The sequence below is a fragment of the Actinomadura barringtoniae genome (assembly GCF_017573505.1).
Taxonomy (GTDB): domain Bacteria; phylum Actinomycetota; class Actinomycetes; order Streptosporangiales; family Streptosporangiaceae; genus Spirillospora; species Spirillospora barringtoniae.
Genome location: NZ_JAGEOJ010000019.1, coordinates 1 through 14,707, shown reverse-complemented (window position 1 = coordinate 14,707; position 14,707 = coordinate 1). Strand labels below are relative to the sequence as shown.

The window sequence follows — 14,707 nt, the reverse complement described above, 5'->3', positions numbered from 1 at the left end:
CGTCAGTCGCCGGTCGGAGTCTCGACCTGCGGTGCGTCCTGCTCCGCCTCCTGTTGCTCCAGGTCGTCGACCGTGATCCGGCTGCGGAACACGTAATAGCTCCACCCCTGGTACACCAGCACCACCGGCAGCAGGACCGCGAGCACGATCGTCATGACCGTCAGCGCGTACGACGCCGACGAGGTGTTGCCCACGGTGAGGTCGTAGGCGGAGTTCGTGCTCGACACCATGACGTGCGGGTAGAGGTCGATGAAGATCGTCAGTACGACCCCGGCCAGCGTCACCGCGGTCAGGGCGAACGCGCGGCCGGAGCTTCCGGCGCGTACGAACCACAGGACGCCGCCCGCCGCGAGCACCGCCGCGACCTCGATCACCACGGCGATGACCCGGTTGTCCATCGCGGCCAGCGTCCAGATCACGAAGGCCAGCATGGCGAGCGCGCCGATGGGCGCGAGCCTGCGAGCCAGCTCCTCCGACCGCCGACGCACCTCCCCGTCCGTCTTCATCGTGAGGAAGACGGCACCGTGCAGCGCGCACAGCAGCACGAGCAGGCACCCCACGTACAGGCCGTAGGGGGTGAGCAGGTCGGCGAAGTTCCCCGCGTACTCATGGTCGGAGCCGATCGGGACGCCCGACGGCAGGCCGCCGAGCGCCACCCCGATCAGCAGCGGAGCGAGCAGGCTGCCGCCTACCCTCAGCCAGTCCCAGACGCGGCGCCACCGCGCCCCGCCGTGCTTGCCCCGGTATTCGAACGACAGGCCGCGCACGATGAGCGCGACCAGCAGCAGCACCAGCGGCAGGTAGAACGCGGAGAACATGGTCGCGTACCAGCCGGGGAACGCGGAGAACATCCCGGCGCCCGCGACGATCAGCCACACCTCGTTCCCGTCCCACACGGGCCCGATGCTGTTGATCGCGACCCGACGTTCGGCGTCGGTCCGCCCGACCACGCCGAACAGCATCCCGACGCCGAAGTCGAAGCCCTCCAGGACGAAGAACCCCGTCCACAGCACGGCGATCACGAAGAACCAGAAGTCCGCCAACCCCATCGCCAGCTCCCAGCGCGGCGCCTTACACGGCGCCTAGTACGTCATCGCGGGGGTCTCCCGCCCGTCCTCGCCGACCGGCGGCGCGGGGGCCGGCTCGATCCGCGCGTAGCGGACCATGAGGGCCCCGTCGACGACGCCGAGCACGGCGTACAGCACCACGAACACGCCGAGGCTGGTCGCCACGGTCGCCGCGCCGACCGACGGCGACACCCCGGCCTTGGTCAGCTGGAGTCCCTGCACGATCCACGGCTGGCGGCCGTTCTCGGTGAGGAGCCAGCCCGCGGTGTTCATGGCGAACGGCAGCACGACCGTCCAGACCGCGATCCGCAGGAACCACTTGGCGGACCGCAGCCTGCCGCGCCAGAGCAGCCAGACGCCCCACAGCGACTGCAGGAGCACCAGCGTCGCCAGGTAGGCCATGACGCGCATCGACCAGTACTGGATGAAGACGTTGGGCACGTAGTCGCCGGGGCCGTACTGCTGCTGGTACTGGGCGTTGACCTGGTTGAGCCCCTGGACCTTGCCGTTCCACGTGCCGGTCGCGAGCACCGACAGGAGGTGCGGAACGGCGATGACCTTGTTCGGGTTCTCGTCGCGGGTGCCCCCACCGATCTGGAACGCCGAGAACGAGCAGGGCTGGCAGGTCTCCCACTGCGCCTCCGCGGCGGCGATCTTCATCGGCTGGTACCGGTCCTCGATCACGCCGAGCTGGCTGCCGACCATCATGGCGAGCAGCGTCGCCGGCAGCAGCACGATGATCGACAGCTTGGCCGTCCTGTGGAAGACCTCGGTGTGCGAGTCGCGCTTCAGATGCCAGGCCGACACCGCGAGCATCACCGCCCCGCCCGTGATCAGCGAGGCGAGCAGCACGTGCACGAACCCCCAGCCGAACACCGGGTTCGACATCACCGCGCAGAAGTCGGAGAGCTGCGCCCTGCCGTTCCGCTGGGTGTAGCCGACGGGATGCTGCATCCAGGAGTTGGCGGCCATGATGAACGCCGCCGACAGCACGGTGCCGATCGCGACCGCCCAGATGGTCAGCAGGTGCACGCGCTTGGACAGCCGTCCCCAGCCGAAGACCCACAGGCCGAGGAACGTCGACTCCAGGAAGAAGGCCGCGAGGCCTTCGATCGCCAGCGGCGCGCCGAACACGTCGCCGACGTACCGCGAGTAGGCCGACCAGTTCATCCCGAACTGAAACTCCTGCACCAGCCCGGTGACGACGCCGATGGCGATGTTGATGACCAGCAGCGTGCCGAAGAACTTGGTCAGCCGCAGGTAGACCTCGTCGCCGCGCCGGGTCCACGCGGTCTGCAGCAGCGCCACCAGGAACGCGAGCCCGATCGTCAGCGGGACGAACAGGAAGTGGTAGATGGTCGTGGTGGCGAACTGGAGGCGCGCCAGGTCGAGTTCGGTCATGCGGTGTCCTCGGCGTGGTAGCGGGCGAGCAGTTCGTCCTCCTCCGCCTTGCGCGGGAACAGGAAGAAGACCAGCACGGCGCCGAGCAGGATCGCGACGATCCCGGCCAGGTAGGCCCACTGGTCGCCGTCCTCGAACGACTTCTTGGCCGCGGCGGTGATCTGACCGGCGTACTGCGGGTAGCGCGCGGCGACCTGGTCGGCTCCGGTGAAGGACTTCTCCAGCTGGGCCTGCACGTCGTCGGTGACCTGCTGCTTGTCGGGTGAGGCGGCCACAGCGCTCGCCATGGCCGAGGTGTAACCGGCGGTGAGCATGGCGCCGAGGATCGACTGCATGATCGCGCCGCCGAGGTCGCGTTGCAGGTCGGCCGTCCCGGACGCCATGCCAGCACGCTTCACCGGCACCGAGCCGGTCAGCGAGTGCGAGGCCGGGGTGCCCGCGAAGCCCACGCCCGCGCCGATCAGCGCGTAGCCGAGGCCGACCTTCCAGTACGCGATGCCCTCCTTCCACAGCAGGAGCATCGCGACGAAGCCGAGCAGGCAGAAGCCGTACCCGACCAGCAGCGTCGCCCGGGCGCCGTGGACGTCCACGAGCTTGGCGGAACTGGGCGCGACCAGCACCATCAGCGCGGCGCCCGGCAGGATCGCCAGCCCGGCCTCGAACGTCGAGTAGCCGAGCACGTTCTGCAGGAACTGCTGCCCCACGAACATCGCGGCCATGAGCGAGCCGAACACGATGATGCCCGCGCAGGCGGCCACCCAGAAGACGCGCCGCCCGGCCACCCGCAGGTCGTACAGCGGCTCGGCGGCGCGGCGCTGCCGGACGACGAAGGCGGCACCGGCCGCGATCGCGATCACCGCCAGCGACAGGACGAGGGTCAGCTTGCCCGGCACGGCCGCGAAGTTGATGCACAGCACCACCCCGGCCACGAGCAGGACCGACAGGCCGCCGCCGAGGTGGTCCACCGAGCCGGTCGTCTCGTTCACGTGACTCGGCACGTACAGCACCGACATCACCAGGGCCACCAGCGCGAGCGGCAGCGTGACCAGGAAGACCGAGCCCCACCAGAAGTGCTGCAGCAGCCCGCCGGAGATCAGCGGCCCGAGCGCGGCGATCGCGCCGCCGACGCCCGACCACAGCGCGATGCACCGGGTCCGGCCCGGGCCCGACCACAGCGCCGTGATCAGCGCGAGCGTCGTCGGGTAGGCCATGCCCGCCGCGAGGCCGCCGAGGAACCGGGCGGCGAACAGCACCTCGTCCGACGGGGCGTACGCGGCGAGCACGCAGACCGGGATCGACAGCGAGACGCCGAGGACGAGCATCAGCTTGCGGCCGTAGCGGTCGCCGACCGCGCCCAGGTAGAGGACCGAACAGGCCAGTCCCAGCGAGTAGCCGACGGCCACCAGGTCGAGGGTCGTCTGCGAGGAGTCGAACGCCTTCCCGATGTCGGGCAGCGCGACGTTGGCGACGGCGAGGTTCAGGTTGGCGACCGCCGCGACCAGGATGAGCGACGTCAGGACCAGGCCCGCGCGCCGCGGAACGGCCGAGGGCGGGCTCGGCGCGCCCGCCGCCGGCGTCTGCTTCTCCGTCATGGCTCACCGGGTGAGGAGGATCCGTGCCAGCCGCCGTGCTCGGCGACCAGCGCGGCGGCCGCGTCCGGGCCCCACGATCCGGGCGCGTACGGATGGACCGGCGGCGGCGCGTCGAGCAGCGGCTGCATGATCCGCCAGGTCTCCTCCACGCCGTCCTGCCGGGTGAAGCGGATGCTGCGGCCCGCCATCGCCGCCCACAGCAGCGTCTCGTACGGCGTGGGCGCCTCCCCGCCCTCCTGCGAGAACTCCATGGCGAGCGTGATCTGCTCGGGCTCGGGCGCGTCCGCCCGCCGGGCGTCGAGCTCGAAGCGGATGCCGGTGGACGGATCGAGCTTGATCACGAGCTGGTTCGGCACGGCCGGCCGTTCACTCCGGAAGTGGAAGCCCAGGCTCGGCGCCCGGCGGAACACCATCCGGAACTCGGTCTGGGTGTCGGGCAGCAGCTTGCCGGTGCGGATGTAGAACGGCACGCCCGACCAGCGCCAGTTGTCGATCTCCAGGCGCAGCGCCGCGTACGTCTCGGTGGTCGAGCCGGGGGCCACGCCCGCGACGTCCAGGTAACCGTCGTGCTGGCCCCGGATGTAGGAGACCGGGTCCGCGTCGACCACCGCCCGCCACAGCGCGATCTGCGCGTCCTTGATCGCGGTCGGGTCGCGCCCGGCGGGCGGCTCCATCGCCCCGGCCGACAGCACCTGCATCAGGTGGTTGACGACGACGTCGCGCAGCGCTCCGACCGGGTCGTAGAAGTGCCCGCGGTCGGCGATGCCGAAGCTCTCGGCCATCGTGATCTGGACACAGTCGACGTAGTTCCGGTTCCACAGCGGTTCCAGCATCGTGTTGGCGAACCGCAGGTAGAGCAGCTCCTCCAGGCCCATCTTCCCGAGGAAGTGGTCGATCCGGTACAGCTGCGACTCGTCGATGTGCTCGTGCAGCTCGGCGGCCAGCGCGCGGGCCGAGGCCATGTCGTGGCCGAACGGCTTCTCCACGATCACCCGGGCGTTCCTGGTGAGCCCTGCCTTGGCCAGCCCCTCCACCACCGTGCCGAAGAGGAACGGCGGGATCTCCAGGTAGAAGACGGGCGCGACCGGATCGGTGATCCCGGCGTCCCTGATCGCCGCGCCGACCCGCCGGTAGGTGGCGGCGTCGGAGAAGTCGCCCGCCACGTACGACAGCCTCGCGGCGAACCGGTCGAACACCGCCTTGTCCACCTGCTCGCCGGTCTCCTCGATCACGGTGCGGGCGTGCTCGCGCAGCCGCTCGTCGCTCCAGTCGTCGACCGCGACCCCCACGATCGGGCAGGCCAGTAGCCCGCGCCGCTCCAGCCGGTAGAGCGAGCGGAACGTCATCACGCGGGCGAGGTCGCCGGTGATCCCGAACACCACGAGCACGTCGGCCGGGCGCGGGTCGGTCTGTGAGGTCGGCATGGTCAGCCCCTCCGTCAGCCGTTCCAGTTGATGCGCGGTGTGCCGGCCGCCTCCGGGTCGAGCAGGTGGGCGGACCGGTGGTGCGGGCGCAGGTAGAAGTCCTCGGCCCAGGCGTCCAGGGCGCCTACCTCGGCGCGCGCGTTCGCGAGCAGCTGCGCGTGCACGCCGAGCCAGGCGGCGAACGCCATCCGGCCGTGCAGCTCGTGCCGGTGCGGGCCGATCTCGGCGACCGCGGCGCGGCGGCCGATCATCGCCATGATCCCCTTGTCCCGGTAGTGGAACGACTCGCGTTGCCCGCCGCCCTGCCCGCCGCGCAGGTCCGCGAGGATGTTGCGCGCCGCCCACGCGCCGCTCTGCGCGGCCACGCTGCCGAGCTGCGGCAGGGCGGGTTCGTCGCCGAACGGGATGTTGGCGACGTCGCCCACCGCGTACACGCCGGGGAATCCCGAGACGGTCAGGTCGGCCGCCACGTCGATGCGCCCGCCGCGGCCGCGGGTGAGCCCGCCGCACCGCGCGGCGAGCGGCGCCGCGCTGATCCCGCCGCCCCACACCACGAGCTGCGTCTTGATCGTCGTTCCGTCGCCGAGCGTGACGTGGCCCGGGCCGATCTCCCTCACGGCCTGTCCCAGCCGCAGCTCCACGCCGCGATGCCGCAGCTGCTTGGCCGCGTAGTCGTGCGCCTCGTCGGAGAACGCGGGGAGCACGGTGTGCCCCAGGTCGACGAGGATCACCTTCGCCGCGCCGGCCACCAGGGTGTCGTGCACGTGCGGCATGACGTCGTGCACCAGTTCGGCGAGCGCGCCCGCCGTCTCGACCCCGGTGGGGCCCGCGCCGACGACGACGAAGGTGAGGGCTCCCTCGGCGATCAGCTCCGGCTTGGCCGCGGCCTCCGCGAAGAGCCGCAGAACCGTCTCGCGGATCCGTTCGGCGTTGTCGACGCTGTAGAGCGGGTAGGCGTGCTCGGCCGCGCCGGGCGTATGGAAGAAGTTCGGTGCCGCGCCCGCCGCCATGACGAGCACGTCGCCGGTGACCGTGCCGCCGCCCGCGAGCGTGACCGTCCGGGTCTCCAGGTCGACATCGGTCACCTCGCCGGTGCGCACCTGCACGGCGTCGTCGCCATCGAAGATCGCCGCCAGGTCGAAGGACATGTCGCGGCGTGCCAGCTCCGCCGTTGCCACCTGGTAGAGCAGCGGCTGGAACTGGTGGTAGCCGTTCTTGTCGATGAGCGTGACGCGGACGTCGTCGTTCCCGTCCCGCGCCAGCCGCCGCGCGCACGCCACCCCGGCGAACCCGCCGCCGACGACCACGACGTGGGCGGTCATGGCGCCCCTCCGGGCCCTCCGCTCAACCGTCCGCCGAGGCGTCCTTCTTCGAGGTGCCCGCCGAGCGGCCCGCCGAGGCGTTCGATGATGTGGTCGCCGACGCGCAGCGCGTTGGCGATGGCGGTCAGCGACGGGTTCACCGCACCGACGCTCGGGAAGAAGCTGGTGTCGACCACGTACAGGTTGTCGAGCTCATGCGCCTTGCAGTCGGTGTCCAGCGCCGACGTCGCCGGGTCGGTGCCGAACCTGACCGTCCCGGCCTGGTGCGCGGTGGCCCCGATCGGCATCATCTTGTGCAGGTAGAGGCTGTGGTCGAGCAGGTGCGGGTGCATGCCGAGGTGGTCGAGCATGCCCTGCAGCTTGTGCCGCAGCCGGTTCAGCGGCTCGATGTTGTTCTTCTCGTCCAGCGTCAGGTGGATGCCGCCGTCCCCGTCGAGGGTGACGCGGTTGGCGGGGTCGGGGAGGTCCTCGGCGCACAGCCAGAAGTCGACGGCGTGGTGCGCCATCGTCTCGAACGGCATCTTCGGCGCCAGGCCCGCGCCCGCCCAGCGCGGCGCCTCGCCCTTGATCTGCTCGGCGTCGGACTTGCCCAGCATCTGGATCCCCCCGAGCGGGTGGTCCCAGTCGTCCGCGCCGAAGTACCAGTCGTGGACGGCCAGGGTCTTCTGGAACCTGGTCGGGTTGGGCTGCCTGGACACCGCCATGAGCGCCAGGTTGTTGTGGCGCATGTAGTGGCGGCCGACCACGTCGGAGCCGTTGGCCAGGCCGTTCGGGTGCCGGTCGTTCGCCGAACGCAGCAGCAGCACGGCGGAGTTCACCGCGCCGCACGCCACCACGACGATGTCGGCGGTGAACGTGGCCGTCGATCCGTCACCGAGCGTGGTGACCACGCCGGTGACGGTGCGGCCGGTCCCGTCGGTCTCGAGCCGCTGAACGTGGGCGTGGGTGATGAGCTCGACGTTGTCGTGGGCGAGCGCCGGGTCGACGCAGATCACCTGCGCGTCGGACTTGCCGTTCACCAGGCAGGGAAAACCGTCGACCCGGTCGCACCGGATGCACACGCTGGTGTGGACGGCCTTGCCCTCGGCGTCCTGGTCGAGGTTGACCCCGATGGGCAGGTGGAACGGTCTGAGACCGAGTTTCTCCAGGTCGTCGCTGAGCTGCTGGATGCGGGGCTCGTGCCGTACCGGCGGATGGGCGTACTCCGCGCTCGCCGGCCCCTCGGCCGGGTCCTCGCCGCGCCGCCCGTGGACGAGATAGAGCCGTTCCGCCTCGGTGTAGTACGGCTCCAGGTCGTCGTAGGACAGCGGCCAGGCCGGGGACACTCCGCCGTGGTGGCGTACCTCCCCGAAGTCCTGCGGGCGCAGCCGGAACAGCGCGGCGCCGTAGAACTTGGTGTTGCCGCCGACGTAGTAGTTCACCTCGGGAGGGAACCTGTCGCCGTGCTTGTCGAACCAGAACTCGGGAGCCCGGTAGTCGCCGCGGACGAAGACCGCGGTGGAATCCCAGTTGTCCCGTTCGCGGGGCAGGTATCCGCCCCGCTCCAGTAGCAGCACCCGCCGCCCGGATGGTGCCAGCCGGTGGACGAGCGTCCCACCCCCCGCCCCGCTTCCGATGACGATGACGTCGTAGTGAGTGCTCTCTGGCATGCCGGTCACGCTCCGCGCGAAGGCAAGGCCGAGCATCCTCCTCCACGGGTGAATCCGGCGACCTTGGTCACGCTGAGTGACGCGACTCCCCTACGACCTGCTTCCGGTTCCGGTCCCGCTTCCGGCTCCCGGACGGGGGTCCGGCCTAGACGGGCCAGGAGACGGGCGAGCTCCCTCAGGTAGGTGCCGCGTTCAGGCGACGAGGTGAACGATCAGGAGGGACCCCCCGAGCCCCTCGAGATCGTCCACCTCGCCGTGACGCCGGCCGTGAGCCGCACCCCCCTGCAGTTCACCTGCGCGACTCCGGCATCGGCCGTCATGTGCTCAAGTTCAGCAGAGCCGACGAGTCTTGATATCTCCGAGATTCCACAGGGGCTGTTCTCATACCTTGGAGGTATGGAAGCCAGGCATCTCCGGTACGCGCTGGCGCTCGCGGAGCACGGCCATTTCGGCCGGGCGGCCGCCTCGCTGGGCATCGCGCAACCGCCGCTGTCGAAGCAGATCGCCGATCTGGAACGGGAGGTCGGGGCGCTGCTGTTCCGGCGTACCGGCCGCGGCGTCTTCCCCACGGCGGCCGGTGAGGCGCTGCTGGCCAGGGCCCGCACGGTCATCGCCGAGCTGGACGCCGTTCAGGGCGACGTCGGGCGGGCGGCGCGCGGCGAGTCCGGCGAGCTGCGGCTCGGTTTCGTGGCGTCGGCGCTGATCGACCTGCTCCCGGCCCTGCTCGGGCGCTTCGGCGCCGAACGGCCGCGTGTCCGGCTGCGTCTGGAGGAACGTTCGACCGCCGAGTGCGTCGCCGCGATCACCAAGGGCGCGCTCGACGTCATCGTCACCAGGGGCGCGCCGCAGGGCCTGGGCGCCGAGCAACTGCGCTCGATCATCGTCGGCCAGGACGACCTGGTCGCGCTGGTCTCCCGCAATCACCCGCTCGCGGGCACCGGCGCCCTCGCCCGCGAACGCCTGCGCGGCCTCACCCTGATCACCGCCCCCTCGGAAGAGGAGCCGGTCTCGGCGACGACGCTCCCGAACCTCCAACCCGGCCGGATCATCTACGCCCGCGACGTCCACACCATCGCCGGGCTCGCCGCCTGCGGCGTCGGCATCGGCCTGGCCCCCGTCTGCGTCCGCCGCGTGATCCGCCCCGACGTCCGCGTCCTGGACATCGAGCCCCGCATCAGCCTCCCGCCCCTCGTCCTCTCGTTCCACGGCGACGGCGACCACTCCCCCGTCCTGGACGCCTTCCTGAGCATCGTCCGGACCTAGAAGCCCCGCGGTGGTTATGCCCGCGTAACACGGCGCTCGCGAGCATGGCCGGCATGACTCGATCACGAGTGATCGCCGGGCTGGCGGCCGTCGCGGCCGCCGCCGGCACGACCGCGATGGTGCCCGCCGCAGCGGCGGAACGGGCCTCGGGCGTCGCCTGGCGCACCTGTCCGAACTACTCCGGCGAGACGCTGAAGCGGCTCGCGCCTCCCGAACAGCAAGCCGAGCTGAGAAAGCTGCTGGCCCGGATGGAATGCGGGACGGTGAGCGTTCCCCTCGACTACCGGCAGCCGTCCGGGCGGCAGATCACCATCGCGGTGACCCGGCTGAAGGCCACCGACCGCGGGCACCGGCTCGGCAGCCTGGCGGTCAACCCGGGCGGGCCCGGCGGCAGCGGCTACCTGATGCCGATCCAGCTCGTTCTGGACCATGAGAACGGCACCGGCGCCAAGGTCAACCAGCGGTACGACCTGATCGGCTTCGACCCGCGCGGCGTCGGCTACAGCACCAAGGTGAACTGCCCGAAGGCCGGCCGAGGCCCCGAACTCGGCTCGCCGGTCACCGAGGCCGCCGCCAAGGCCGCCTACGACTGGACGGTCCAGACGAACAAGGCGTGCGGCGACTACGACCCGGCGTTCCTCGGCCGGCTGACGACCGCCAACGTCGCCCGTGACCTGGACCGGGTGAGTGCCGGGCTGGGCGAGAAGAAGTTGAGCTTCCTCGGGATCTCGTGGGGCACCTGGCTGGGCGCGCTCTACCGCAACCTGTATCCGAACCGCGTGCAGCTGATGTGGCTGGACAGCACGGCGATCCCCGACTTCCGCCTCGACGCCTTCCAGGACGGCCGTTCCAGGGCGACCACCCTGGACTGGGGCAGGTTCGCCGCGTGGATGGGCGCCCGCGACGGCACCTACGGCTTCGGCTCCACGCAACGGGAGGTCCAGTCCTCGATCGCGGCGATGAAGCAGGAGTTCGTCGCGCATCCCAAGACGTTCTCCGACCTTCCCGACGTGACCTTCGACGGTTTCCTGATGTCCCAGATCGCCGCCCAGCCCAGCCTCAACTGGCCCCTCTCGGCCGGCCTGCTCAAGGAGTTGCAGACCGCCAAGAGCGGCGAGCCCGCCCCGCCGCTGGTCAAGGAGGTCTTCTCGGGCGGGTCCGACGACGGCGGCGAGCCCCCGGCCGACCTGCCGGAGCAGTTCAACCCGACGATGAACCACGCGGTCTTCTGCAACGAGGACACCGGACCGCGCGACTTCGCCACGTTCTGGGCCGCGTATCAGAAGGGCGTGAAGCGCGACCCCGTCACCGGCGAGCTCCGGCAGCCCCTCAACGACTGCGCGGGCTGGCCCCTCCCGGCCCAGCCCGTACGGCTCCGCCACAGCGACGCCCCGCTGGTCATGTCGGCGCACCGCTACGAGGTCCCCTCCCCGTATCCGTGGTCGCTGCAAATGCGGGCGGCCGTCGGTGGCTCGGTGCTCACCGTCGATGACGACATCCACGGCTCGGTCGCCGGCATGCCCTCCGACTGCGCCCCGAGGATCGCGGCCTACTTCGCCTCCGGCAAGCCCGACAACGGCGAATGCCAAGGCGTCCCCGTCCCGACCTCGACCTCGACCTCGGCCGATGCCCTGAAGTCCTCGACGTCCAAGCCGTCCGACCTGGGCCGTTCCCTGATCAAGTCCCGCAGCACGCGCCCCGCCGCCCCCGGCCAAGCCTGACCGGCCCCTCCGACCGGCCCCTCCGACCGGGCCTCCGCGCACACCAGCACCGCGCGGAGGCCCACCCCGTTTTGATCATTCGTTTTCTTCGACGAAAAAGCGGCGAAAACGTGCGCTAGACCCGAAGGCTGGCGGGTCCGCATCATCGTTCACGACACCACATGTGAACGGAACGGAGACCGACCATGATGACCTTCATCCTCGCCTCGCTCGTCCTGATCATGATCCCCGGGCCGGACCAGGCGCTGATCACCAAGAGCGCGCTGATGGGCGGCAGGCGGGCGGGGCTGATGACCATGCTGGGCGGCGCGCTCGGCCTGTCCGTGCACGCGACGGCGGCGGCCTTCGGGCTGTCTGCCGTGCTCCTGGCCTCGGCCAACGCGTTCACCGCCATGAAGATCGTCGGCGCGGTCTACCTGGTGTGGATGGGCGTGCAGGCGCTGCGCGCGGCGGCCCGTTCGCGGCGCGAGGGGCGGGACGGAGCGGAGGCGCCCGCCGAACGCGCGGTGCTGCGGCGGGCCGCCGCGCTGCGGCAGGGGTTCCTGTCGAACGCGCTGAACCCGAAGGTCGCGCTGTTCTTCGTCACGTTCCTGCCGCAGTTCCTCGACCCCGCGCGGACCGCGTGGGTGCAGGCGATGTCGCTGTCGGCCGTCTTCGCGGTGCTGTACGTGGCGTGGTTCGGGCTCTACATCTCGGCCATCGACCGGCTCGGCCGCTTCCTGCGCCGCCCGCGGGTCAAGGCCCGTATCGAGCGGGTGACCGGGGCGCTGCTGCTGGCCTTCGCGGTGCGGCTGGCGACCGCCCACCAGGGCTGAACCGCCCATCGGGCCTGACGGGAACATTCGTCCAAGACCGAGGGGAGGCAGGCCGTGCATGCTCCTGGCATGACTGAGAACGACGTCCAGCAGTCGCACGGGATGCACGTGGCCCGTGCCGGGTCACGGCAGGCGCCGCCCCTGCTGCTCATCCACGGATCGGGGGCCTCGGGGGCCTTCTGGAACCCGGTGGTCCCGGCGCTCGCCGAGCATCACCACGTCATCTGGGTCGACCTTCCGGGCTGCGGCAAGTCGCCCGAGCCGTCGTCGTACGCCGTGCCGGACCAGGCCGGCCGGGTGGCCGACCTGCTGGACGGCCTCGGCGCCGGTCCGGTGGGCGTGGTCGGGCACTCCAGCGGTGGTTATGTCGCGACCGCGCTGGCCGAGGGGCGCCCTGACCTGGTGGCGTCGATGGCGCTGATCAGCAGTGGCCCGAGCCTGGACGCGTTGCTTCCGGAGCCGCTGCTGCTGAAGGTCCTGCTGGCGCCGCCGCTGGGGCCGCTGCTGTGGTCGATCCGTTCGGACTCGATGATCCGCCGCGGGATCAGCGCGACCTGCGAGCGCGCAGTGGAGATCCCGGACGAGATGGTCGCCGGGCTCCAGGGCATCACGTACCGGGGCGTGCGGGCCGTGCTGCGCGAGAACGGCGCGTACCTCGAAGAGCGGAGCCTGCCCGATCGTCTCGCCGCGCTCAAGCTGCGGCTGCTCGTGCTCTTCGGGGCGGCCGATCCCCGCTGGGACCCGGCGTCCGCGCGCCGCTACGAGGCGGTGCCGAACGCGCGGGTGGAGATGCTGCCCGGCGTCGGGCACGTGCCGATGCTCGAAGCGCCCGAGAAGACCGGCGACCTGCTGCTGGCCTTCACCGCGGCGAGCCGACGAGGCGCTCCGTAGACTGGACGAGGCCCTTCGTAGACTGAACGGGTGTTGCCCGCCGGGAACCCACCTGACTGGGCGTGGATGGACGTCGCGGTCCCCCGCCCAGCGGATCGGCTGCCGGGAATCAGCATGGCCGGGTTCCGGCACCGTGCCACCGCGTCGATCGACATGGCCATGGTCGCCCACCCCTCCGTGACGCTGCTGATCGGCTTGGGCGAGGCGGAATGCGCCGTCTACGACGCCCAGGGTCGGCGTGAAGGCGGGAGTGTCGTCATCGGGCTCCTTCCCGGCGATCTCCGGGCCGCCGGTCAAGGGGTCGGCGCGTACCTCCAGATCCGGCTGCAGCCGGTCGTGGCGGCGGCGGTGTTCGGTGCGTCGAGCGAGCTCAGCGGGCAGATCGCGATGCTGGAGGACGTCTGGGGCCGCGACGCCGGGCAGGTCGAGGACCGGCTGCGCGCCGCCGCTACCTGGGATGAACGGTTCGCCATCGCGGCGGAGATCCTCGGCACGCGGATGGGTGGTCGCCGGGACGTCGATCCGGAGGTCGCGCACACGTGGCGGCGGACGTTCGCCAGCCGCGGGCGGGTACGGGTCGAGGGCATGGCGGACGAGGTCGGCTGGAGCCGCAAGCGGCTGTGGTCGCGCTTCCGTTCCCAGCTCGGCATCACGCCCAAGCGCGCCGCCCAGCTGGTGCGCTTCGACCACGCCGCCCATCTCCTGGCGGGCGGGCACAGCGCCGCGAGCGCCGCCATCTTGAGCGGCTACGTCGACCAGTCGCACCTGCACCGCGAGGTCAAGACGTTCACCGGGCTCACGCCGACGGCGCTGGCCGCCACGCCGTGGCTAGCGATCGACGACGTCGCGTGGCCGCGCGAAGGCCTCGCCGGCGCCGGGCGCCGCCTGAGCACGGACGCGGCGGTGTAGCCAGGTCATGGCCACAATCCTGTCGGATTCAGCCGTGACCGCTAGCGACCTAGGTAGCCTTTCGCGCTCCGAAAGTCGGGTGCAGTTCTAGACGCCAGTCGTTGCTGCGCATGAGGGTCCCCGGCGGATACTCGAAATCCGTCTCGCCCAGAAGCGTGAAGCCCGCCTTCTTGCAGACCGCGTTCGAGGCGGGATGGTCGACCGACGGGAACGCGTGCAGGTAGCGCAGCCGCCGCTGCTCCCGCGCGACCTCGATCACCGCCTGCGCGGCGGCGCTGGCGAGGCCGCGCCCCTGGTACGCCGGCAGGACGCCCCACCCGGTCTCGTAGACGAGCTCGTCCCGCCACGGGCGTTCCCAGTAGCCGATCGTGCCGGCCCGTTCCCCCGTGTCGAGCACGATCGCGAACATCAGCCCGACCTGCGGATCGCCGTCCTCCAGGTAGCGCCGATGCCGCTTGAGCACGGCCTCCTCGGTCTCCGGGCCGCCCAGGTGCTCCCTCATCTCCGGCGCGTTCTTCTGCCGCAGAAGGTCGAGGTCTCCGTCGCTCCATCGCTCGAGTCGTAGCAAGATGCGCCGCTTTCAGTACGTGTGGGAGCCGCTGTCAGTACGTGTAGGACAGGTGCTTGATGCCGTTGATGAAGTTGGCCTCCAG

12 protein-coding genes are annotated in these 14,707 nt (G+C 71.0%); 5 read left to right on the top strand and 7 right to left on the bottom strand.

From position 1 onward, the window contains the following. Positions 1–2: 2 nt before the first annotated feature. Genes cydB through J4573_RS38710 form a run of 6 tightly spaced genes read right to left on the bottom strand, consistent with a single transcriptional unit; the run spans position 3 to position 8,455 of the window. On the bottom strand, positions 3–1,049 hold the full coding sequence (cydB, locus tag J4573_RS38735) for a cytochrome d ubiquinol oxidase subunit II (protein WP_208261112.1): 1,047 nt from the start codon (positions 1,047–1,049) through the stop codon (positions 3–5). Between the two features lie 33 nt (positions 1,050–1,082). After that, the gene (locus tag J4573_RS38730; RefSeq protein WP_208261111.1) at positions 1,083–2,468 is read right to left on the bottom strand and encodes a cytochrome ubiquinol oxidase subunit I; all 1,386 of its coding nucleotides are present in this window, start codon (positions 2,466–2,468) and stop codon (positions 1,083–1,085) included. Then, a complete protein-coding gene (locus J4573_RS38725) occupies positions 2,465–4,060 on the bottom strand; it encodes an MFS transporter (protein WP_208261110.1) in 1,596 nt (531 codons plus the stop codon). Before J4573_RS38725 ends, J4573_RS38730 begins: the two co-directional genes overlap by 4 nt. Next, positions 4,057–5,484, bottom strand: a complete 1,428-nt coding sequence (gene zwf / locus J4573_RS38720; RefSeq protein ID WP_208261109.1) for a glucose-6-phosphate dehydrogenase — start codon at positions 5,482–5,484, stop codon at positions 4,057–4,059. The genes J4573_RS38725 and zwf overlap by 4 nt, the downstream gene beginning before the upstream one ends. A 14-nt stretch (positions 5,485–5,498) precedes the next feature. Continuing rightward, positions 5,499–6,806 (bottom strand): NAD(P)/FAD-dependent oxidoreductase, encoded by a 1,308-nt coding sequence (locus J4573_RS38715; protein WP_208261108.1) that lies wholly within the window; start codon positions 6,804–6,806, stop codon positions 5,499–5,501. Next, on the bottom strand, positions 6,803–8,455 hold the full coding sequence (locus tag J4573_RS38710) for a GMC oxidoreductase (protein WP_208261107.1): 1,653 nt from the start codon (positions 8,453–8,455) through the stop codon (positions 6,803–6,805). The genes J4573_RS38715 and J4573_RS38710 overlap by 4 nt, the downstream gene beginning before the upstream one ends. A 396-nt stretch (positions 8,456–8,851) precedes the next feature. On the opposite strand from J4573_RS38710, the gene J4573_RS38705 reads away from it, so the two are divergent. The 5 genes from J4573_RS38705 to J4573_RS38685 all read left to right on the top strand — a co-directional run bounded on the left by J4573_RS38705 (position 8,852) and on the right by J4573_RS38685 (position 14,054). Continuing rightward, positions 8,852–9,718: a LysR family transcriptional regulator gene (locus J4573_RS38705; RefSeq protein WP_208261106.1), complete on the top strand. Its 867-nt coding sequence runs from the start codon at positions 8,852–8,854 to the stop codon at positions 9,716–9,718. A gap of 53 nt (positions 9,719–9,771) precedes the next feature. Beyond that, positions 9,772–11,439: an alpha/beta fold hydrolase gene (locus J4573_RS38700; protein ID WP_208261105.1), complete on the top strand. Its 1,668-nt coding sequence runs from the start codon at positions 9,772–9,774 to the stop codon at positions 11,437–11,439. A 185-nt stretch (positions 11,440–11,624) separates the two neighbouring features. Continuing rightward, positions 11,625–12,254, top strand: a complete 630-nt coding sequence (locus J4573_RS38695; protein WP_208261104.1) for a LysE family translocator — start codon at positions 11,625–11,627, stop codon at positions 12,252–12,254. Between the two features lie 69 nt (positions 12,255–12,323). Then, the gene (locus J4573_RS38690; protein ID WP_243774278.1) at positions 12,324–13,145 is read left to right on the top strand and encodes an alpha/beta fold hydrolase; all 822 of its coding nucleotides are present in this window, start codon (positions 12,324–12,326) and stop codon (positions 13,143–13,145) included. Positions 13,146–13,175: 30 nt separating this feature from the next. After that, positions 13,176–14,054, top strand: a complete 879-nt coding sequence (locus J4573_RS38685) for an AraC family transcriptional regulator (RefSeq protein WP_307797253.1) — start codon at positions 13,176–13,178, stop codon at positions 14,052–14,054. Positions 14,055–14,103: 49 nt separating this feature from the next. Here the strand turns inward: J4573_RS38685 and J4573_RS38680 are convergent, their stop codons facing one another. Next, the gene (locus tag J4573_RS38680; protein WP_243774277.1) at positions 14,104–14,622 is read right to left on the bottom strand and encodes a GNAT family N-acetyltransferase; all 519 of its coding nucleotides are present in this window, start codon (positions 14,620–14,622) and stop codon (positions 14,104–14,106) included. Positions 14,623–14,707 lie beyond the last annotated feature (85 nt).